The sequence below is a fragment of the Thermus albus genome, assembly GCF_022760855.1.
Classification (GTDB): Bacteria; Deinococcota; Deinococci; order Deinococcales; family Thermaceae; genus Thermus; species Thermus albus.
Genome location: NZ_JAKTNR010000002.1, coordinates 143,469 through 162,850, shown reverse-complemented (window position 1 = coordinate 162,850; position 19,382 = coordinate 143,469). Strand labels below are relative to the sequence as shown.

Sequence of the window (19,382 nt, the reverse complement as noted above, 5' to 3'; positions counted from 1 at the left end):
ATGGTCCAGGTGGAGCGAGGCCCCATCTTTCAGGTGTTTCTGAACGACCCCGAGCGCCGAAACCCCCTGTCCCCAGGCATGGTGGAAGGCCTTCTTTCGGCCCTCCAGGAGGCGGAACAAGACCCCGAGGCCCGGGTGGTGGTCCTTTCGGGGCGGGGCAAGGCCTTTAGCGCGGGGGCGGACCTGGCCTTTTTGGAGAAGGTCACGGAGCTTGGCGCCGAGGAAAACTACCGCCATTCCCTTTCCCTCATGCACCTCTTCCACCGGCTTTACACCTTCCCCAAGCCCACGGTGGCGGCGGTGAACGGGCCCGCGGTGGCGGGTGGGGCCGGGTTGGCCACCGCCTGCGACCTTTTGGTCATGGACCAGGAGGCCAGGCTGGGCTACACCGAGGTAAAGATCGGCTTCGTGGCCGCCTTGGTCTCGGTGATCCTGGTGCGGGCCGTGGGGGAGAAGGTGGCCAAAGACCTCCTCCTCACGGGCCGGCTTTTGGGGGCTGAGGAGGCCAAGGCCCTGGGCCTGGTGAATCGCATCGCCCCGCCCGGAAAGGCCCTGGAGGAGGCCCTGGCTCTAGCCCAGGAGCTCAGCAACAATGCCCCCACCTCCTTGCGCCTCACCAAGGAGCTTCTCCTGGCCTTGCCGGGAATGGGCCTCGAGGACGGCTTCCGCTTGGCCGCCTTAGCCAACGCCTGGATCCGGGAAACCGGGGACCTGAAGGAGGGCATCCGCGCCTTCTTTGAGAAGCGGCCTCCGAGATTTTGACGAAACAAAACACCGTTCCCAGCGCCCCTTCTGCAAACCTCTCGCCAAGGCTTCGGCAGCAGCTAGACCCATTTCCCAGAGCGCAGGCCAGCTTATAATGGGCTAAAATGGAGGAAACTACCCTTCTCAAGCGAATCACCGTGGATCCCCAAATCAACCACGGCAAGCCCACCATACGAGGACTCCGTTATCCTGTACACGTGATCCTAGAGCTTTTGGCGAGCGGCATGACCCCGCAGGAAATCCTGGCCGACTTCCCCGACCTGGAACCTGAGGACATCCAGGCCTGCCTTCTCTTCGCCGCTAGGCTAAGCCATCTGGGAACGGTGCTCCGGGTAGCATGATCCGCTTTCTGGTGGATGCCCACCTACCCTTTCGCCTGGTACGCCGTTTGCGGGAACAAGGCTACGATGCCCTTCACACTAGCGAGCTCCCAAGGGGAAATGCCACTCCAGACCACGAGATAAACGCCTTGTCCCTACAAGAGGAAAGGGTAGTGGTGACCAAGGATAGCGACTTTACACAGTCTCTGGTGCTACAAGGCGCACCTTACAAACTTCTTTTGATCTCAACCGGCAACATTTCCAACCAAGCCTTGGAAGAACTTTTCATGGTACACCTAGAGACCTTATGCCAGCTCCTGGAGAACCACCGCTTTGTGGTACTGGGAAAGCAAGAAGTGGTAGCTAAGCCCTTGCCAGATCCAAACCAAGGACAATCGCACCCTTGAAGCCCAACTCCGCAGAAGCACCCATAGCGGAGGGAGCAATCCTACTAGCCGATGAAGGAGGGCATCCGCGCCTTCTTTGAGAAGCGGCCTCCCCGGTTCTGAGGCCGCCCCACCCTGGCTTGGGACCCCGGAAAAGTTAAGGTTTGGCCTGCCCGGCAAAGGGCTATACTCCCCTTATGGGCCTCGTTCCCCCCTCTTTTATCACGGAGATCGTGGAGAAGGACCTGCGGGAAGGGAGGTACGAGAAGCTGGTTACCCGCTTTCCCCCAGAACCCAACGGCTACCTCCACATCGGGCACGCCCGGAGCATCCTCTTGAACTTCGGCTTGGCCCAGGACTATGGCGGCGAGTGCAACCTGCGCTACGACGACACCAACCCGGAGACGGAAAAGGAGGAGTACGCCCGGGCCATTGAGGAGGATGTGCGCTGGCTGGGCTTTACCCCGGACAGGGTCCTCTACGCCTCCGATTACTTTGAGACCATGTACCAATGCGCCTTGGTCCTCATCCAGGAGGGCAAGGCCTATGTGGACGACCTCCCAGAAGAGGAGATGGCGGAGCTTAGGGCCCAAGGCAAGCCCAGCCCCTACCGGGAGCGCAGCGTGGAGGAGAACCTGGATCTTTTCCAAAGGATGCGCCAAGGCGAGTTCCCCACGGGAAGCCGGGTGCTAAGGGCCAAGATTGAACCCGCCCATCCCAACTTCAAGCTCCGGGACCCCGTGCTTTACCGCATCGTCCACGCCCCCCACTACCACACAGGGAACCGCTGGGTCATCTACCCCATGTACGACTATGCCCATCCCCTCGAGGACTTCATAGAGGGCGTAAGCCACTCCCTTTGCACCCTGGAGTTTGAAAGCAACCGGGCCGTCTACGACTGGGTGATTGAAAACCTGAAGGGGAAATGCGGCCTGCCCCTCTCCCCCAGGCCCTACCAGTACGAGTTCGCCCGCCTGGACCTCAGCCACACCGTGCTCTCCAAGCGCAAGCTCATCAGGCTGGTGGAAGGGGGCTACGTGCGGGGCTGGGACGACCCCCGGCTTCCCACCCTCAGGGCCCTGAGGCGAAGGGGGGTGCGCCCCGAGGCCATAAGGGAGTTCGTGCGGCGCACGGGGATATCCCGCAATGAGGCCCGCATTGAGATGGCGCTTTTTGAGGAGGTGGTGCGGGATGACCTAAACCCCATCGCCCCCCGGGTCTTAGGGGTACTGGAACCCCTAAAGGTGGTCCTCACCAACTACCAGGGGGAGGAGTGGATAGAAGCCCCTTACTGGCCCCGGGACATCGGCAAGGAGGGGGAAAGGCCCCTTCCCTTCTCCCAGGAACTCTATATAGAACGGTCCGATTTCAGCCTAAACCCCCCCAAGGGTTGGAAGCGCTTTGCCCCCGGCCAGCGGGTGCGCCTAAGGCACGCCTATGTGCTCGAGCTGGAGGACGTGGTGGAGGAGGGGGGTGAGATCCGGCTCCTCAAGGCCCGCATCGTCCCCGGCACCCTGGGGGCCAACCCCGAAGACGGCATCAAGCCCAAGGGGGTCATCCACTGGGTTTCCGCCCGGCACGCCCTACCCGTGGAGTACCGGCTCTACAACCGCCTTTTCCTCACCGAGGACCCCGAGGAGGGAGGCGACTTCCTCAAGAACCTGAACCCCAGGGCCCTGGAGGTCAAGGAGGGCTTCATTGAGCCCAGCGTGGCCCAGGACCCCCCCGAAACCCGCTACCAGCTGGAACGGCTGGGCTACTTCTGGCAAGACCCCGTGGACTCGAGGCCCGGCAAGTTGGTGATGAACCGCATCGTACCCCTAAAGGAGGGCTACCGGCCCTCTTAGGGCCAGCATGGCCGGAGGGGCATCAAAGCCCCAGGCTCACCCCTAAGGCGGCCCCTACCCCAAAGGCCTGGTCAGGGGCCAAGAACAAGGTGGGGTGCACCTCCACATACACCCCAACGAGGGGCAAGGGCAGGTTGAGCCAGGTGCCCAAAACCCCCCTCAAGCCCCCCTGGCCCCGGGCCTCCTGGGGCAGGGCCAGGGTGGGACCCGTGCCGTAAAACCCCCCTAAGCCCAGGTAGAGGTCGGTGAGGGGCACCTTCAGGAGAAGGTCCACCCCGCCCCCAAGGGCCTCGAGGCCCACCCCTCCGTACACCCTCCCGTCCAGGAGAAGGGGCACCAGGGGGAAACGCAAACCCCCCTGCACCCCAAAGGGGCTACCCACGCTCACCTCGGCCCGCTGGGCCAAGCCCAAGGCCAAAAGCACCACCAGAAAGGCCAGAATCCTAGGCATGCTTCACCTCCTCCCAAAGGGCTTCCAGCCGGGCCATCCGGGCCTGGTGCACCCCGGGTTCGTAGTCCACCAGTACCCCCTCCACCCCAAGCATGGCTAAGGCGCGCAGGAAGGCCTCCTTCAGGGCCCGGCTGGCCAAGGGAGCCACCCGCATCCCCAGCTGGGGGTGGCGGTCCAGGAAGGACTGGGCCAGGGCCTCGGAAGTCCAGATGCCGGAAAGCCGCTTTCCCAAAGCCTCCAGCACCAGGTGCTCCCCCGGTTCCCCTTCCAGGATGTACCAGGTGCCGGATAGCTCCATCCAAGGAGGCATAATACCCCTCGTGAGGCTGGACCGCTACCTGGTGGAACGGGGCCTGGCGGAAACCCGGGAAAAGGCCCAAAGGCTCATCCGCTCCGGCCAGGTGCGGGTGGAAGGGGTGGTGGTAACCAAACCCGCCCACCAGGTGGCAGAAGAAGCCCAGGTGGAGGTCCTTGCCCCCGAGCGGTACGTGGGCCGGGGCGCCTACAAGCTCCTTGGAGCCCTGGAGGCCTTCCCCATAGAGGTGAGGGACCAGGTGGCCGCCGACATCGGGGCCAGCACCGGGGGGTTTACCCAGGTCCTCCTGGAAAGAGGAGCCCGGCGGGTCTATGCGGTGGACGTGGGCAAGGGCCAGCTGCACCCCCGCCTCAGGGAAGACCCCAGGGTGGTGGGCCTCGAGGAGCAGGACGCCCGCACCCTAACCCTGCCGGAGCCCGTGGACCTGGTGGTCATGGACGTCTCCTTCATCTCCTCCACCCTCCTCCTCCCCAAGGTGGCGGAGATCCTCAAGCCCGGGGGCCAGGCCCTCATCCTGGTCAAGCCCCAGTTTGAGCTGGGGCCTGGGGTGCACAAGGGGGTGGTGCGGGAGGAGGGCTTGCGGCAAAGGGCCTTGGCCCGGGTGCGGGAAAGGGCCCTGGAGCTGGGCTTCTCCGTCTTGGGGGAAACGGAAAGCCCCTTGCCGGGTAAGGAGGGCAATCGGGAGTTTTGGCTTTGGCTTATAATGCACCCAGAAACGGACGGGGTTGAAAGCCCGGATGGAGGAGAGCATGGACATCCGAACCCTTGAGGAATGGCTTTGGGATGCCGCTTGTGCCATCCGCGGCCCCGTGGATGCCCCCAAGTTTAAGGACTATATTTTGCCCCTCATCTTCCTTAAGCGCCTTTCCGATGTGTTCCAGGAAGAGGTGGAACACCTGGCGCGGGAGTTCGGCAGTACGGAAACAGCCCTTCAGTTGCTGGAACAGGAGCGCCAGCGCGGCCAAGTGAAGCTGGTGCGCTTTTTCATCCCGGAAAACGCCCGTTGGGAGGCCATCCGCCGGCAGACCACGGGGCTCGGCCAGTACCTGACGGATGCCGTGCGGGCGGTGGCCCGCGAAAACGAGCGCTTGGCTGGCGTGTTTGACATGGTGGACTTCAACGCCACCGCCGCCGGCCAGCGCATCATCTCCGACGAGCACTTGGCAACCCTCATTGAGGTCCTCTCCCGCCATCGGCTAGGGCTAAGCGACGTGGAGCCGGATATCCTGGGCCGGGCCTACGAGTACTTGCTGCGGAAGTTTGCAGAAGGGCAAGGGCAGTCGGCGGGGGAGTTTTACACCCCCCGGGAAGTGGGCATCTTAATGGCGCGCCTACTGGAGCCGGAGCCCGGCATGACGGTATACGACCCCGCCTGCGGTTCGGGAGGTTTGCTCATCAAGTGCCATCTAAGGCTATTGGAACGGTTTGGACATCGGGAAAGCGGGCACCTGCGCCTGCCCAACGAGGTCCGGCCCCTGCGCCTTTTTGGCCAGGAGATCAACCCCACCACCTATGCCATGGCCCGCATGAACGCGGTCATCCACGACCTCGAGGCCGACATTCGCCTGGGAGACACCATGCGGGAGCCCGCCTTCCGCGATACCGCCGGGCGCCTCCAGACCTTTGACCTGGTGACCGCCAATCCCATGTGGAACCAAACCTTCCCCCAGGACATATACGAGAACGATCCCTACGAGCGTTTTCCCTTCGGCACGCCGCCCTCTTCCAGCGCCGACTGGGGCTGGCTGCAGCACATGCTGGCCTCCTTGAAGGACGAGGGCCGTATGGCGGTGGTGCTGGATACCGGGGCGGTATCCCGGGGCTCGGGCAACCAGGGGTCTAACCGGGAGCGGGACATCCGCAAAGCGTTTGTGGAGAAGGACCTCATTGAAGCCGTGATTCTGCTGCCGGAAAACCTTTTCTACAACACCACCGCCCCCGGTGTCATCCTGGTTATCAACCGCAGGAAACGCCATCCGGAGCAAATCATCCTCATCAACGCCAGCAAACTTTTTGCCAAAGGACGGCCCAAGAACTACCTAACCGACGAGCACATCCAAACCATCGCCCAGCTTTACCACGAATGGCGCGCGGAAGAGGGGCTTTCGGCCATCATCACCAAAGAAGAGGCCGCACGTAACGACTACAACCTAAGCCCCAGCCGCTATGTGGCCGCCAACGACAAGGAGGAGGTGCTGCCCCTGGAGGAGGCCATGGTGCGCCTTCGGGAAGCGGAGGAAAGCCGGGCCGAGGCCGAGAGAAACCTAGCCGCCGTTTTGCGGCTCCTGGGGCTGAAATAGGGGGTTTTAGTACGCTTTGGGATAGAGCCATGCCCATACCCGACTATCAGACCTTGATGAAGCCCATCCTCGAGGCCCTAGCGGACGGCAACCCGCACCCAAGGGGCCAACTGGTTGACCAGCTGGCGCGCCGGTTCCAGCTAACCGCCGAGGAAGAGGCCCTTTTGACTCCTAGCGGGAAAAGCCCCCTTTTTTTCACCCGGATAAGTTGGGCAGTGGCCTATCTGAAAAAGGCCGGACTCATCGCCACGCCGCGAAGAGGCTTTTACCAGATTACCAAAAGGGGTAAGGAGGTTTTAGGACAAGACCCCGAACCCCTTGACAAAAACTTTCTCATGCGCTTTGAGGAGTTCCGGACATTCATAGAGCAGAGCCGGGCGGGCAGCGCGTCCGCAATGCCAGAAGGGGAAACCCCAACCGCAAGCCCCACTCCCACCGAGACCCTGGAGCGGGCCTACCAAGAGCTTCGCGCAGCCGTGATATCGGAACTCATGGAGAGAATCCGGGAGATTCCCCCCGTAGCCTTTGAGCGTTTGGTGGTAGATGTCTTGGTGAAGGTGGGCTACGGAGGAATGAACGAGGATGCGGGAGTGGTGGTAGGTGGCCCCGGGGACGAAGGGATTGATGGGGTCATTCGGCTTGACCCCCTGGGCTTGGAACACATCTATCTTCAGGTCAAAAAGTGGGACCAGGCGGTGGGCAGGCCAGAGGTGCAAAAGTTCGTGGGGGCATTGCAGGGCAAACGGGCCCGCAAGGGTATTTTCGTCACCTCGTCCGAGTTTACCAAGGAGGCACGGGAATACGTGGCCCACTTGGACGTTCGGGTTGTCCTTATTGACGGGAAAAAGCTTGCGGAACTCATGTTTGACTATGGAATAGGGGTGGCCGTGGTGTCTCAGTACCAGGTCAAGCGGATTGATAGCGACTATTTTGATGAACTTATGGGGCAACTATGACCGTGACCGTGGAGACCAACCAGCTTCCCGAGGGTTACCACATGACCGAACTCGGCCCCCTACCGGAGGAGTGGCGGGTGGTGAGGTTGGGGGAGGTGATGAGACAGAGAAAAGCATTTATCACCATAGATGATAACACTCTGTATATGCGACCCACAGTTAAGCTTCGGGGGCAAGGCGTCGTATTACGTGATATAATTGCTGGTGCAAAATTAAAAATCAAAAGGCAACAGGTTTGTTATTCTGGTGACTTTGTAGTTGCTGAAATCGACGCTAAACTTGGTGGTTTTGGAATAGTTCCGCCTGATCTGAGTGGTGCAATTGTAAGTAGCCACTATTTTGTCTTTGAACTTCACAAAAACCTCCTAGAACCTTCCTTTGTAGAATTCTTAGTAAAAACACCCATCCTCCTACGGCAAGTAGAACCTCGTGGTTCAACCAACTATGCTTCTATCCGTCCAAAGCAAGTAAGTTCCTACCTCATCCCCCTCCCCCCCCTCCCCGAGCAGCGGGCAATTGCGCGGGTGCTGCGGACGGTGCAGGAAGCAAAACAGGCCAGCTATCGGGTCATTGCTGCCCTGCGCGAGCTGAAAAAGAGCCTGATGCGCCACCTTTTCACCTACGGACCCGTGCCCCTGAACCAAGCCGACCAGGTGGCGTTGAAGGATACCGAGATCGACCCTATCCCAGAGCATTGGCGGGTGGTGCAGTTGGGGGAAGTGGCTGAGATGAAGCAAGGAAAGGTCTTACCCACTAAGAGAATGACATCCGCCGGTTATCCTGTTTTTGGGGCGAACGGTCAGATAGGGTGGTTCTCCGAGTATACACATGAGCAGAGTGAGGTACTTGTAACATGTCGCGGAGCGACCTGTGGAACGGTTAATGTGAGCCCACCCAAGGCGTTCATCACAAACAATGCGATGGTTGTTAGGCCGAAGAAAGAAGAAATCCTCGGGAAAGATTTCTTATCTTTTGTCCTACGTCGCGCTGACCCCAAAAAGGCTGTCACTGGTACGGGTCAACCGCAGATTACGAAAGCCACGCTTTCAGCCTGCTTAATCCCGATCCCTCCCCTCCCCGAGCAGCAGGAAATCGCCCGCATCCTGCAAGCGGTGGACCAGCGCATCCAGGCCGAAGAAGCCTATGCCCGTGCCCTGGGGGACCTCTTCCGAACCCTGTTGCACCAGTTAATGAGCGGTGAAAAGCGGCTTCCAAAAAGCTTCATTGCCCAGTTCGCCGAGTCTCCCAGCCACCCGCCGGAAAACCCCGGGCCCAACCCCCAAGGAGGTGCACATTGAGCCTTTCCTCCGAGTGGCGCACCGTCCAAAACCCCCTCATCCGCTACGCCAAAGAGGCGGGTTGGGAATACCTGGAACCCCAAGAGGCCCTGCGCCTGCGTGGCAGCAAAGAAAGGCCCTTCCTGAAGCCCGTTTTGGTGCAGCAGCTTCAACGCCTCAACCCCGGGGCCGTCACCAGCGCCGCAAAAGCCGAGGAGGTGGTTCGCCGCCTCCTGGCGATTCGCACGGGCATTGAAGGGAACCTCGAGGCGTGGGAATACCTCAAGGGGTTGAAGACCATCTTCGTGGAAGCTGAGCGCAGGGAACGCAACCTGCGCCTGGTCAACCTCGAGAGCGTGGAAGAAAACCGCTTCCACGTCACCGAGGAATTCACCTTCCAAAGCGGCGCAGACCATATCCGCGCCGACGTGGTCTTTTTGATTAACGGAATCCCGGTGATCGTCATAGAAACCAAGAGTGCCACCCGCTTAGAGGGCATCGCCGAGGCCTTTGACCAAATCCGCCGCTACCATAACGAGGGGCCAGAACTGATGACCCAAGCGCAAATCTTCGTCCTCATCAACCTGGCCCGGTTCTTTTACGGGGCCACCTGGTCCCTTTCCCGAAAGAGCCTCCTCAACTGGAAGGAGGAAAGCGCTGGGGATTTTGAAACCTTGGTCAAGTCCTTTATCGCTCCCCGCCGCGTTCTGCGCGTTCTCAGCGACTACATCCTCTTCTCCCGTAAGGATGGCGAACTCAGCAAAGTCATCCTGCGCCCTCACCAGATGCGGGCGGTGGAGCGGGTTTTAGGGCGGGCCAAAGACGCGGTAACGGCGCCCCGTGCTGGGCCCCGCCGAGGCCTCGTCTGGCACACCCAAGGCTCGGGCAAAACCTACACCATGCTGACCATCGCCCGCCTCCTCATCCAAGACCCACGCTTTCAAAACCCCACCGTGCTGCTCATCGTGGACCGCAACGAACTGGAACAGCAGCTTTTCCAAAACCTCGAGGCCATCGGGTTTGGACGCGTCCACCGGGCAGAGTCCAAGCGCGACCTGCAAAGGCTTCTACGGGAAGACACCCGCGGGCTTATCGTCTCCATGATTCACAAGTTTGACGATATGCCCGCCAACCTGTGCACCCGGCGCAACGTCTTCGTGTTGGTGGACGAGGCCCACCGCTCCACCGGGGGCGATTTGGGCAACTACCTGATGGGCGCACTGCCTAACGCCACCTTCATCGGTTTCACCGGCACCCCCATTGACCGCACCGCTCACGGCAAGGGCACCTTCAAAATCTTCGGCGCCGAGGACCCCCAGGGCTACCTGGACAAGTACTCCATCCGGGAATCCATAGAGGACGGCACCACCGTTCCGCTCCACTACCAACTGGCCCCAAACCACCTCCTCGCGGATCGGGAGGCCATGGAAAAGGAATTTTGGGCGGTTGCCGAGCTGGAAGGAGTGGCCGAGGTGGAGGAAATCAACCGCGTTTTGGACCGCGCCGTCACCCTAACCAACATGCTGAAAAACCGCGACCGGGTGGATAAAATCGCCCGCTTCGTGGCCGAACATTTCCAGGCATACGTCAAGCCCATGGGCTACAAGGCCTTTCTCGTGGCCGCGGACCGGGAGGCATGCGCCTTTTACAAAGAAGCCCTGGACCGTTACCTCGAGCCCGAGCAGAGCGCCGTGGTCATCAGCGCCGCGCACAACGACCCGCCCCATCTCAAGCGCTATCACCTGAGCGAAGAGGAAGAAACCCGATTGCGCAAGGCTTTTCGTAAGCCGGGGGAAAATCCGCAAATCTTCATCGTCACCGAGAAACTCCTCACCGGCTACGATGCTCCCATCCTGTATTGCATGTACCTGGACAAACCCATGCGCGACCACGTGCTGCTGCAGGCCATCGCCCGCGTCAACCGCCCCTACGAAAGCGAGGAGGGCCAGCGCAAGCGTGCGGGCCTAATCGTGGACTTTGTGGGGGTGTTCAACAACCTGGAGCGGGCACTGGCGTTTGATTCCCAAGACATAAGCGGCGTGGTGGAAGGCATTGAGGTGCTCCAGGAGCGCTTTAGGGAACGCATGGCCCAGGCCCAGGCGGAATACATCGCCCCCTTAAAGGCCTCGAGGGCCCAGGGCGATAAGCTAGCGGAAGCGATTTTGCTGCGCTTCCGCGACAAGGAGCAGCGTGAAGCCTTCTATCGCCACTTCCGGGAACTGGAAGAAATCTATGAAATCCTCTCGCCGGACCCCTTTTTGCGCCCTTACCTCGAGGATTACCAGCGCCTGGTGGAAATGTACCGCTTGCTGCGCAGCGCCTACGAACCCCATGTGTCAGTGGACAAATCCTTCCTCCGCAAGACCGCAGAGATCGTGCAAAAGCATAGCCATACGGAGGTCATCCACAAGCCCACATCCACGTACGTGTTGGGACCCCAGGCCCTCCTTGCCCTATTGGGCCGGGAACAACCCCCCACGGTCAAGGTGTTCAACCTGCTAAAAGAGCTGCATCGCCTGGTGGAGGAAGAAGGGCGTGCAGCGCCCTACCTCCTCTCCATTGGAGAGCGCGCCGAGGCCATCCGCCGCCGCTTTGAGGAACAACAGATTGATTCGGAACAAGCGGTGCGGGAGCTGGATGAGCTGGTGCGCCAACTGGCTGAGGCCCAAACCGAACGCCAGTCTAGCCCCCTCTCGCAGCAGGCCTTTGCCGTGGAATGGTGGCTGCGCACCCACCAGGTGGACCCTGAAAAGGCCTCTCAGGTGGCGCAGGTGATGGAAGCCGCCTTCAACTCCCTTCCCCACTGGATGGACAGCCAAGAGCAAGAGCGCGAACTAAGGAAGGACCTCTACAAGGCCCTTATGGAAATCGGCGTCGCTGAGGTAGTGGCCTGGGCCAACGCCATTTTGAACCTGCTTCGGAGGGCCGCCCAATGAGAAGGACCACCCCCCCCGATTGGCAACCCTTGGAGCAAGCCGTGCCCCTGGACCTCTTCCGCGCGGAGGTGGAAGCTTGGGCCAAGCGCCTAGGGGTAACTCCGCGGGAGATTCACATCCGCCCCATGAAGCGCAAATGGGCAAGCTGCTCCTCCCGCGGGCGGCTCACCTTTTCCACCGATTTGCTACACCAGCCCGCGGCGTTTCGCCGGGAGGTCATCGTGCACGAGCTGCTGCACCTAAAGATTCCCAACCATGGCCGGCTTTTCAAGGCCCTGCTCAAGGCCTACCTGGCCCAGGGCCACCCGGGGCAAACCCCCTAGCCCTAAGCGCCTAAAGGGCCCTTAAGCCACTCCTCCGCGATCTGCACCGCGTTCAAGGCCGCCCCCTTCAGGAGCTGGTCCCCCACCACGAAGAAGTCCAGGCCGTGGTCAAAGGCCAGGCTTTTGCGGATCCGCCCCACCTCCACGTTCCACTTGCCGCTGGCGGTGAGGGGCATGGGGTAGCGCTTGGAAAGGGGCTCGTCCACCACCTCCACCCCCGGGGCCTGGGCCAGGACCTCCCGGGCGGCCTCCGGGGAGACGGGCCCTGCAAACTCCACGCTCACCGCCTCGGCATGGGCCCTTAGGGTGGGCACCCGCACCGCGGTGGCACCGATCCTCAAGGAGTCATCCCCGAAGATCTTGTGGGTTTCCCAGACCACCTTCATCTCCTCCCGGGAGTAGCCGTTTTCCTGGAAAGCGTCTATGTGGGGGATGACGTTGAAGGGCAAGGGGTGGGCGAAGACCTCGGCCACCGGGGCTTCCCCGTGCAGGTAGCGGTGGGTTTCCCTTAATAGCTCCTCCATCCCCTTGGCCCCGGCCCCGCTGGCCGCCTGGTAGGTGGCCACCACCACCCGCTTGGCCCTGAAGGCCCGGTGCAAGGGCCAAAGGGCCATGGCCAGGATGGCGGTGGTGCAGTTGGGGTTGGCGATGATGCCCTGGTGCTGGAAAATCTTTTCCCGGTTCACCTCCGGCACCACCAGGGGCACCTGGGGCTCGTAGCGCCAGGCGCTGGAGTTGTCTATCACCAGGGCACCCCCCTGGGCCCAGATGGGAGCCAGGGCCTTGGAGAGGGAACCTCCCGCGCTGGCCAAGACCAGGTCCACGGGCAAGGGCCCCTCGGGAAGGGGCTCCACCGGAAGCTCCTCCCCCCTGAAGGCCAGGGTCTTGCCCGCGGAGCGGGGGGAGGCATAGAGGCGAAGCTCCCTCAAGGGAAAGTTTCGGGCCTCGAGGACCTTCAGGATCTCCTGCCCCACGGCCCCCGTGGCCCCCACCACGGCCACCCTCATCTCCGGTCCTCCTTAACCCTCATGGCTTTCCCGTTATCCATACCCTACCCCCTTAGGGAAACACCTTGGCCCCAAGCCAGGCCTCCCAGCAGGACCCCCTCCCCCGGGCCCCAAAGGGCCCGGGCCTGCCTTGTGAGGATCCGCCAAGGCCACCATGTACCCCCAGGATAGCCCAAGACCCCATCCCTGCCGCCCCACCCGCCTACCACCTCAGCTTCTCCCGCAAAAACCCCTCCAGCTCGTCCACGTGAAGCCTTATTTGCTCCATGGTGTCCCGGTCCCGCACCGTGACCGTGTCCTTGAGCCTGGTGGTCCCGTCCTTGCTCTGGCCGATGGTGTCGTAGTCCACGGTGATGGCAAAGGGGGTGCCCACCTCGTCGTGGCGGCGGTAGGCCTTGCCGATGTTGCCGGTGTCCTCATAGAGGATGCGCCCAAGCCCCAAGGCCTGCAGGCGGGCCTTCAGGGCCTTGGCGTAGCCCGTGATCTCGGGCCGGTTCTTGGCCAGGGGGATGACCGCCGCCTTGATGGGAGCCAGCTGGGGCTTAAGTTTCAGCACGATGCGCTCTTCCCCACCGGGAAGCTCCTCCCGGGTGAAGGCCTCCGCCAAGAGGGCCAAAACCCCCCGGTCCACCCCGGCGGAGGGTTCTATCACATAGGGGACGAACCATTTCCCGGTATCGGGGTCCCGGTAGGCCAGGCGGGCGGTGGAGTGTTCGTTTTTCAGCACCCGGGCGGTGATGGAAAGCTCCTCCTGCTCCCGGGTATGGCTTCCCAGGTCAAAGTCCGTGCGGTTGGCGATGCCCTCCAGCTCCTCGAGGCCATGGGGGAAGCGGTAGAGGATGTCCACCGTGGCCTTGGCGTAGTGGGCCAGCTCCTCGGGGGGCTGCTCGTAGGGCACCAGGTTCTCCCGGCTTAGGCCCATCTCCTGCCACCACCTGAGCCGTTCCTCCACCCAGTAGCGGTGCCAGTACTCGTCCTCCCCCGGGCGGACGAAGTACTCTATTTCCATCTGCTCAAACTCCCGCACCCGGAAGATGAAGTTCCTGGGGGTGATCTCGTTGCGGAAGGCCTTGCCGATCTGGGCGATGCCGAAGGGCAGCTTGCGGCTGGTGCTGTCCAGGACGTTTTTGAAGTTGATGAAAATGCCCTGGGCCGTCTCCGGGCGCAGGTAGGCCAAGGAGGCCTCGTCCTCCACCGGGCCCACGTAGGTCTTGAACATCATGTTGAAGTAACGGGGTGGGGTCCAGTCCCCAGGCTCCGAGGTGGCGGGGTCCAGGACCTGGGCCGCGGTCATGGCCCCCCCGGCCCGCTCGGGGGCTTGCATCATGGCCTGGACCAGGGCGTGGAGGTTACCCTCCTCCACCTCCATGGCCCGGTATAGCCTCCTCAGCACCTCCTCGGGCTGGTCCTTGAGAAGGTGGTCCAGGCGGTAGCGCTTCTTGCTGATGCGGTTGTCCACCATGGGATCGGCGAAGGTGGCCTCGTGCCCCGAGTAGTAAAGCACCAGGCGGTGGGTGAGGATGCTGGCGTCCAGGCCCTCCATGTCGTCCCGCTCGTAGACATTCCTGCGCCACCAGGCCTGCTTTAGGTTGTTCTTGAGCTCCACTCCCAAAGGGCCGTAGTCGTAGGTGCCCTGGAGGCCCCCGTAGATCTCCGAGCCTTGGAAGATAAACCCACGCCGCTTACAAAGCGCCACCAGTTCGTCAAGGCTTGTTGCCGGCATCGTTCCTCCCAAAGGGGGGCCAAGCCCCCGGTTACAGGGCATATTACCGGAAGGGGGTGCTAGGGCACCACCGGGGCCCATGGTGAGCCTGGGCGCAAACCCCTGCCCACGCCCGGCTTACGCTAGAATAGGTGACGAGGGGAGCATGAACAGGTACGACGATCGCGCCAGGCTGGTTTTCCACTACGCAAGGGAGGAGGGGAGCCGCTTAGGCCACTCCATGATCGGCCCAGAGCACCTCCTCCTGGGCCTGATGCGCGAGGGGGGTACGGCGGCCCGCATCCTCCAGGAGTACGGGGCGAGCCTCGAGGCCATGCGCCGCATGGTGGAGGAGCTGGTGGGCCGGGGTGAGGGGAGCCGCACCGGGGAACCCCCTGCCATTACGCCCAGGGCCAGGCGGGTCATGGAGCTGGCCAGCGCCGAGGCCCGCAACATGGGAGCCTCCGTGATCGGCACCGAGCACATCCTCCTGGGCATCATCCGCGAGGGCGACGGGATCGCCTACCGCATCCTCTCCCACTTCGCCAAGGACGTGGACGCCATCCGCTGGCGCATCCTCTCCATGGCGGAGGGCCGGGAGCGGGAGAAACCGGTGAACACCCCCTTTCTGGACGAGTACGGCCGCGACCTCACCAAGGAGGCCCGGGAGGGCAAGCTGGACCCCGTCATCGGCCGGCAGGAGGAGATCAACCGGGTGATCCAGATCCTGGCCCGGCGCACCAAGAATAACCCCGTCCTCATAGGGGACCCGGGGGTGGGCAAGACGGCCATCGTGGAGGGGCTGGCCCAGGCCATCGTGGAGGGCCGGGTGCCCCCCATCCTCAAAGGAGCCCGGGTGGTGGCCCTGGACCTGGCGGGGGTGGTGGCGGGCACCAAGTACCGGGGGGAGTTTGAGGAGCGCCTCCGCCAGATCATAGAGGAGCTCAAAAACGCCAAGGTCATCGCCTTCATAGACGAGCTCCACACCCTGATCGGGGCCGGGGGAGCCGAGGGCACCCTGGATGCCGCCAACATCCTGAAGCCCGCCTTGGCCCGCGGCGAGATCCAGGTGATCGGGGCCACCACCACCGGGGAGTACCACCGCTACATAGAGAAGGACGCCGCCTTAGAAAGGCGCTTCCAGCCGGTGATCGTCCTGGAACCCTCCCCGGAGGAAACCCTGGAGATCCTCAAGGGCCTCCGTCCCCGGTACGAGGCCCACCACGGGGTCATCATCCCCGATGAGGTCCTGGAGCTTTCCGTAAAGATCGGCATCCGCTCCCTTCCCGGGCGCAACTTCCCCGATAAGGCCATTGACCTGATTGACGAGGCGGCAAGCCGGGTGCGGCTCAACGCCTCCTTGGGCCTGCCCGTGGCCGAGGAGGAGGACGGCACCCCCATGGTGACCCGGGAGGACATCGAGGCGGTGGTGGACTCCTGGGGCGGGATCTACGTGGACGACAAGGACGACGAGAAGCTCATGCACCTGGAGGAGGAGCTCAGGAAGCGGGTGGTGGGCCAGGAGGAGGCCATCCGCGCCCTGGCCAGCGCCCTGAGGAGGGCCCGGGTGGGCCTGGGCGGCCGCACCCGGGTGGCCGCCAGCTTCCTCTTTGTAGGGCAAAGCGGCGTGGGCAAGACCCAGCTGGCCAAGGCCCTGGCCGAGGTGCTCTTCGGCTCGGAGCGGGCCCTCATCCGCTTCGACATGTCCGAGTTCCAGGAGCCCCACTCCATCTCTAAGCTCATTGGAGCTCCTCCTGGCTATGTGGGCTATGAGCAGGGAGGCCGGCTCACGGAGGCCGTGCGCCGCCAACCCTTCAGCGTGGTGCTCCTGGACGAGATTGAAAAGGCCCACCCCGACGTCTACAACACCTTCCTCCAAGTGCTGGACGAAGGCCGCCTCACCGACGGCATGGGACGCACCGTGGACTTCCGCCGGGTGATCCTCATCATGACCTCCAACACCGGCTACAACGTGGGCCCGGCCATCGGCTTCACCAGCAAGGAGGTGGACACCGAGTCCCCCCTCAAGGCCCTCTTCACCCCCGAGTTCCTGGACCGGCTGGACGAGGTGATCCGCTTCCGGCCCCTCACCGAGGAGGAGCTGGTGCAGGTGGCCCGGATGATGCTGGAGGAGATCCAAAAAGAGCTCCAGTCCCGGGACATCGCCGTGCGCTTCGCCCCCGAGGTGGCCCGCTTCGTGGTGGAACAGGCCCCCAAGACGGGAAGCGCCCGGGCCATCCGGGGCGTCATCCGGGAGCGCATTGAGGACCCGCTCTCCCTGGCCCTCTTGAAAAAGCCCACGGGCCATCTCTACGTGAATGTGGAGGACGGCCACCTAGCCTTCCACGAGGTGGAGGGCGAGGAGCTTTTGGTCTAGATGCCCCCCGGAACCCTTAGGCCCAGCCTCCTCCTTACGAGGGGGCGGCTTTTTCTTGGGCTCCTCGAGGCCTAAACCCATGGCCAAGACCTCCTACACCTGCGTGGAATGCGGTTACCGTACCCCAAAGCCCTTGGGGCGGTGCCCGGCCTGCGGTTCCTGGGAAAGCTTCCGCGAAGTAACCGCCTCCCCTTCCCCAAAAGGCCAGCGGGCCGAACCGGCAACCCCCAGCCCGGTGGCCCTTTCCCAGGTGGACGAGGCCCAGGAAAGCCGCTTTTCCTCAGGGCTTGCCGAGGTGGACCGGGTCCTGGGGGGAGGGTTCGTGCCGGGGGAGGTGGTCCTCCTGGGGGGCGAACCGGGGGTGGGCAAGAGCACCCTCCTCCTGGAACTGGCCAAGCGCCTGGAGAAGCGGGTGTACTACCTGGCGGGGGAGGAATCCCCGGCCCAGATCAAGCTGAGGGCCAGAAGGCTGGGGGTAAAGGAGCTGCTCCTCCTCAAGGAAACCCGCCTGGAGCCCCTGGTAACCCTTTTGGAGAGGGAGCCGCCCGAGGTGCTCCTTGTGGATTCCATCCAGACCATTGAGGCCGGGGGAAGTCCGGGTAGCCTGGTGGCGGTGCGGGAGGCCACCCACGCCTTCGTGCGCCTGGCCAAGGAGGAAGGCATCACCACCGTTTTGGTGGGCCACGTGACCAAGGAGGGGGTGGTGGCGGGGCCCAAGAGCATGGAGCATGCGGTGGACGCCACCCTTTACCTGGAAACCGCTGGGGTTTACCGGGTCCTAAGGAGCGCCAAGAACCGTTTTGGTCCGGTGGGGGAACTGGGAGTTTTCCGCATGGAGGAGGAGGGCCTTAAGGAGGTGCCCAACCCCTCCGAGGCCTTCCTGTGGGAAAGGCCCTTGGGGGTTCCGGGAAGCGCCGTGGCCCTGGCCCTGGCCGGGGAAAGGGCCTTGGCCCTCGAGGTCCAGGCCCTGGCCGCCAAAACCCCTTTCCCCGCCCCCAGGCGGGTGGTCCAGGGGTTGGACCCCAGGCGGGTGGACATGGTGCTGGCAGTTCTGGAAAGGCGGCTTGGCCTGCCCCTTGGGGCCCTGGACGTCTACGTGAACCTGGCGGGCGGGCTTAAGGTGCAGGACCCGGGCCTGGACCTGGCCGTGGCCCTGGCGGTGTATTCTGCGGTGGTGGGCAAGGCCCTGCCCCCGGACCTGGCGGTGGTGGGGGAGGTGGGCCTTCTGGGCGAGGTGCGGAGCGTGATGGGACTGGAACGGCGGCTTAGGGAAGGGGAACGGGCGGGGTTTCCCCGCATCCTGCACCCGGGCAACACCAAGGCCCTCAAGGAAGCGGTGGAGCGGTATTTGGGATGAGTTTCCCTCTTCTTTTTTACCTGTTCTTCGCCCTTTTGGGCTACCAGCTGGCGGTGGGCCTGGAGAACCTGGGGCTTCTTCCCCGGTCGGCGGGCCTGCTTTCCCTGAACCGCCTTTACCTCACTCTAGCGGGCTTCCTCACCGGGGTTCTTTTGGCACCCCGCCTCGAGGCCCTCCTGCAAAAACGCCTGCAACGGTTGCGGGAGCTTTCCCCGGAGGTGCCCGTGGCCCTGACCCTAGGGGCCACCCTGGGCCTCCTCCTCACCGTCTTGCTCACCACCTTGCTTTCGCAAATCCCCGGGTTTTCCCCCTACCATAGCCTCTTCTTAGCCCTTTTCCTGGTGGGGCTTTTCGCCTACCTGGCCCTGGGGTACAAGGAGTACCTGCGCCTTCCCAAACCGCCTTCCCGCCCCCAAGGGGGCAAGGTGCTGGACACCAGCGTCCTGGTGGACGGAAGGGTGGCGGAGGTGGCGGCCACGGGGTTCCTGGAAGGCCCCCTCTATGTGCCCCACTTTGTGCTGAAGGAACTCCAGCACTTCGCCGATAGCCCCGACCCCCTCAAGCGGGCCAAGGGGAGGCGGGGTCTGGAAACCCTGGAAAGGCTGAAAGAGCTGGTATCCCTGGAGGTGCTGGAAGAGGCCTCCAAAGGGGAAAGCGTGGACGAAAAGCTCCTCTTCCTGGCCCGGGACCTAAAAGCCGCCCTGGTCAGCAACGACCTGGCCCTCCTGCAGATGGCCAGGATCTACGGGGTCAAGGCCCTTTCCGTCCAGGCCCTGGCCCAGGCCCTCCGCCCCCAGCTCAAGGTGGGGGATACCCTGAGGCTCCTCATCCTCAAGGAGGGCAAGGAGCCCCACCAGGGGGTGGGCTACCTGGAGGATGGCTCCATGGTGGTGGTGGACGGGGGGATCCGGTACCGGGGCCAGGAGGTGGAGGTGGTCATCACCCAGGCCATCCAGACCCAGGTGGGCCGCCTCTTCTTCGCCCAGCCCGCCGCCGAAGCCCAGGGCTAATAGGGATTGGGCCTAGGCCTTATAATGCCTCACGGCCTTAGCCGGCCAAGGA

Annotated in this window: 17 protein-coding genes; 13 read left to right on the top strand and 4 right to left on the bottom strand. The window is 63.0% G+C overall.

Going from position 1 to position 19,382, the window contains the following annotated elements:
- The 4 genes from L0D18_RS02740 (at position 1) to L0D18_RS02725 (ending at position 3,318) form a co-directional block, all read left to right on the top strand.
- Positions 1 to 762 (top strand): enoyl-CoA hydratase/isomerase family protein, encoded by a 762-nt coding sequence (locus L0D18_RS02740; RefSeq protein WP_243027234.1) that lies wholly within the window; start codon positions 1 to 3, stop codon positions 760 to 762.
- Positions 763 to 869: 107 nt separating this feature from the next.
- On the top strand, positions 870 to 1,106 hold the full coding sequence (locus L0D18_RS02735; protein ID WP_243027232.1) for a DUF433 domain-containing protein: 237 nt from the start codon (positions 870 to 872) through the stop codon (positions 1,104 to 1,106).
- Positions 1,103 to 1,492 carry a DUF5615 family PIN-like protein gene (locus L0D18_RS02730; RefSeq protein ID WP_243027230.1) on the top strand — a complete coding sequence of 130 codons (390 nt, stop codon included), beginning with the start codon at positions 1,103 to 1,105 and terminating at the stop codon, positions 1,490 to 1,492. The genes L0D18_RS02735 and L0D18_RS02730 overlap by 4 nt, the downstream gene beginning before the upstream one ends.
- Before the next feature lie 176 nt (positions 1,493 to 1,668).
- Positions 1,669 to 3,318: a glutamine--tRNA ligase/YqeY domain fusion protein gene (locus L0D18_RS02725; protein WP_243027229.1), complete on the top strand. Its 1,650-nt coding sequence runs from the start codon at positions 1,669 to 1,671 to the stop codon at positions 3,316 to 3,318.
- Positions 3,319 to 3,340: 22 nt separating this feature from the next.
- Here the strand turns inward: L0D18_RS02725 and L0D18_RS02720 are convergent, their stop codons facing one another.
- Positions 3,341 to 3,769, bottom strand: coding sequence for a hypothetical protein (locus L0D18_RS02720; protein ID WP_243027228.1), 429 nt, complete (start codon positions 3,767 to 3,769; stop codon positions 3,341 to 3,343).
- On the bottom strand, positions 3,762 to 4,079 hold the full coding sequence (locus tag L0D18_RS02715; protein WP_243027227.1) for a DUF3234 domain-containing protein: 318 nt from the start codon (positions 4,077 to 4,079) through the stop codon (positions 3,762 to 3,764). The genes L0D18_RS02720 and L0D18_RS02715 overlap by 8 nt, the downstream gene beginning before the upstream one ends.
- Before the next feature lie 10 nt (positions 4,080 to 4,089).
- On the opposite strand from L0D18_RS02715, the gene L0D18_RS02710 reads away from it, so the two are divergent.
- Genes L0D18_RS02710 through L0D18_RS02685 form a run of 6 tightly spaced genes read left to right on the top strand, consistent with a single transcriptional unit; the run spans position 4,090 to position 11,877 of the window.
- Positions 4,090 to 4,854 carry a TlyA family RNA methyltransferase gene (locus L0D18_RS02710; protein WP_243027226.1) on the top strand — a complete coding sequence of 255 codons (765 nt, stop codon included), beginning with the start codon at positions 4,090 to 4,092 and terminating at the stop codon, positions 4,852 to 4,854.
- Entirely contained in the window at positions 4,835 to 6,385 is a 1,551-nt protein-coding gene (locus L0D18_RS02705) for a type I restriction-modification system subunit M (protein WP_243027225.1), read from the top strand. Before L0D18_RS02710 ends, L0D18_RS02705 begins: the two co-directional genes overlap by 20 nt.
- Before the next feature lie 56 nt (positions 6,386 to 6,441).
- On the top strand, positions 6,442 to 7,341 hold the full coding sequence (locus tag L0D18_RS02700; RefSeq protein WP_243027224.1) for a restriction endonuclease: 900 nt from the start codon (positions 6,442 to 6,444) through the stop codon (positions 7,339 to 7,341).
- Positions 7,338 to 8,639, top strand: a complete 1,302-nt coding sequence (locus L0D18_RS02695) for a restriction endonuclease subunit S (RefSeq protein ID WP_243027223.1) — start codon at positions 7,338 to 7,340, stop codon at positions 8,637 to 8,639. Before L0D18_RS02700 ends, L0D18_RS02695 begins: the two co-directional genes overlap by 4 nt.
- On the top strand, positions 8,636 to 11,554 hold the full coding sequence (locus L0D18_RS02690; protein WP_243027222.1) for a type I restriction endonuclease subunit R: 2,919 nt from the start codon (positions 8,636 to 8,638) through the stop codon (positions 11,552 to 11,554). Before L0D18_RS02695 ends, L0D18_RS02690 begins: the two co-directional genes overlap by 4 nt.
- Positions 11,551 to 11,877, top strand: coding sequence for a M48 metallopeptidase family protein (locus L0D18_RS02685; RefSeq protein ID WP_243027221.1), 327 nt, complete (start codon positions 11,551 to 11,553; stop codon positions 11,875 to 11,877). The genes L0D18_RS02690 and L0D18_RS02685 overlap by 4 nt, the downstream gene beginning before the upstream one ends.
- 2 nt (positions 11,878 to 11,879) lie before the next feature.
- Here L0D18_RS02685 and L0D18_RS02680 read toward each other — a convergent pair whose 3' ends face one another.
- Together L0D18_RS02680 and L0D18_RS02675 are read right to left on the bottom strand one after the other, a co-directional pair.
- A complete protein-coding gene (locus tag L0D18_RS02680) occupies positions 11,880 to 12,884 on the bottom strand; it encodes an aspartate-semialdehyde dehydrogenase (RefSeq protein WP_243027218.1) in 1,005 nt (334 codons plus the stop codon).
- A gap of 202 nt (positions 12,885 to 13,086) precedes the next feature.
- Positions 13,087 to 14,607 (bottom strand): glycine--tRNA ligase, encoded by a 1,521-nt coding sequence (locus tag L0D18_RS02675; protein WP_243027217.1) that lies wholly within the window; start codon positions 14,605 to 14,607, stop codon positions 13,087 to 13,089.
- 145 nt (positions 14,608 to 14,752) lie between these two features.
- Here L0D18_RS02675 and L0D18_RS02670 point away from each other — a divergent pair, with 145 nt between their 5' ends.
- The 3 genes from L0D18_RS02670 to L0D18_RS02660 all read left to right on the top strand — a co-directional run bounded on the left by L0D18_RS02670 (position 14,753) and on the right by L0D18_RS02660 (position 19,330).
- Positions 14,753 to 16,963 carry an ATP-dependent Clp protease ATP-binding subunit gene (locus tag L0D18_RS02670; RefSeq protein ID WP_243027216.1) on the top strand — a complete coding sequence of 737 codons (2,211 nt, stop codon included), beginning with the start codon at positions 14,753 to 14,755 and terminating at the stop codon, positions 16,961 to 16,963.
- A gap of 79 nt (positions 16,964 to 17,042) precedes the next feature.
- Complete coding sequence (gene radA / locus L0D18_RS02665) at positions 17,043 to 18,320, top strand: DNA repair protein RadA (protein WP_243027214.1); 1,278 nt, start codon at positions 17,043 to 17,045, stop codon at positions 18,318 to 18,320.
- A complete protein-coding gene (locus tag L0D18_RS02660) occupies positions 18,317 to 19,330 on the top strand; it encodes a PIN/TRAM domain-containing protein (RefSeq protein ID WP_243027212.1) in 1,014 nt (337 codons plus the stop codon). The genes radA and L0D18_RS02660 overlap by 4 nt, the downstream gene beginning before the upstream one ends.
- The last annotated feature ends 52 nt before the right edge of the window (positions 19,331 to 19,382 follow it).

Coding starts and splice junctions, on each gene's coding strand:
- L0D18_RS02715 (WP_243027227.1), bottom strand. CDS start 4,079: ATGCCTCCTTGGATGGAGCTATCCGGCACCTGGTACATCCTGGAAGGG.
- L0D18_RS02735 (WP_243027232.1), top strand. CDS start 870: ATGGAGGAAACTACCCTTCTCAAGCGAATCACCGTGGATCCCCAAATC.
- L0D18_RS02680 (WP_243027218.1), bottom strand. CDS start 12,884: ATGAGGGTGGCCGTGGTGGGGGCCACGGGGGCCGTGGGGCAGGAGATC.
- L0D18_RS02695 (WP_243027223.1), top strand. CDS start 7,338: ATGACCGTGACCGTGGAGACCAACCAGCTTCCCGAGGGTTACCACATG.
- L0D18_RS02725 (WP_243027229.1), top strand. CDS start 1,669: ATGGGCCTCGTTCCCCCCTCTTTTATCACGGAGATCGTGGAGAAGGAC.
- L0D18_RS02720 (WP_243027228.1), bottom strand. CDS start 3,769: ATGCCTAGGATTCTGGCCTTTCTGGTGGTGCTTTTGGCCTTGGGCTTG.
- L0D18_RS02660 (WP_243027212.1), top strand. CDS start 18,317: ATGAGTTTCCCTCTTCTTTTTTACCTGTTCTTCGCCCTTTTGGGCTAC.
- L0D18_RS02705 (WP_243027225.1), top strand. CDS start 4,835: ATGGACATCCGAACCCTTGAGGAATGGCTTTGGGATGCCGCTTGTGCC.
- L0D18_RS02740 (WP_243027234.1), top strand. CDS start 1: ATGGTCCAGGTGGAGCGAGGCCCCATCTTTCAGGTGTTTCTGAACGAC.
- radA (WP_243027214.1), top strand. CDS start 17,043: ATGGCCAAGACCTCCTACACCTGCGTGGAATGCGGTTACCGTACCCCA.
- L0D18_RS02685 (WP_243027221.1), top strand. CDS start 11,551: ATGAGAAGGACCACCCCCCCCGATTGGCAACCCTTGGAGCAAGCCGTG.
- L0D18_RS02675 (WP_243027217.1), bottom strand. CDS start 14,607: ATGCCGGCAACAAGCCTTGACGAACTGGTGGCGCTTTGTAAGCGGCGT.
- L0D18_RS02700 (WP_243027224.1), top strand. CDS start 6,442: ATGAAGCCCATCCTCGAGGCCCTAGCGGACGGCAACCCGCACCCAAGG.
- L0D18_RS02670 (WP_243027216.1), top strand. CDS start 14,753: ATGAACAGGTACGACGATCGCGCCAGGCTGGTTTTCCACTACGCAAGG.
- L0D18_RS02730 (WP_243027230.1), top strand. CDS start 1,103: ATGATCCGCTTTCTGGTGGATGCCCACCTACCCTTTCGCCTGGTACGC.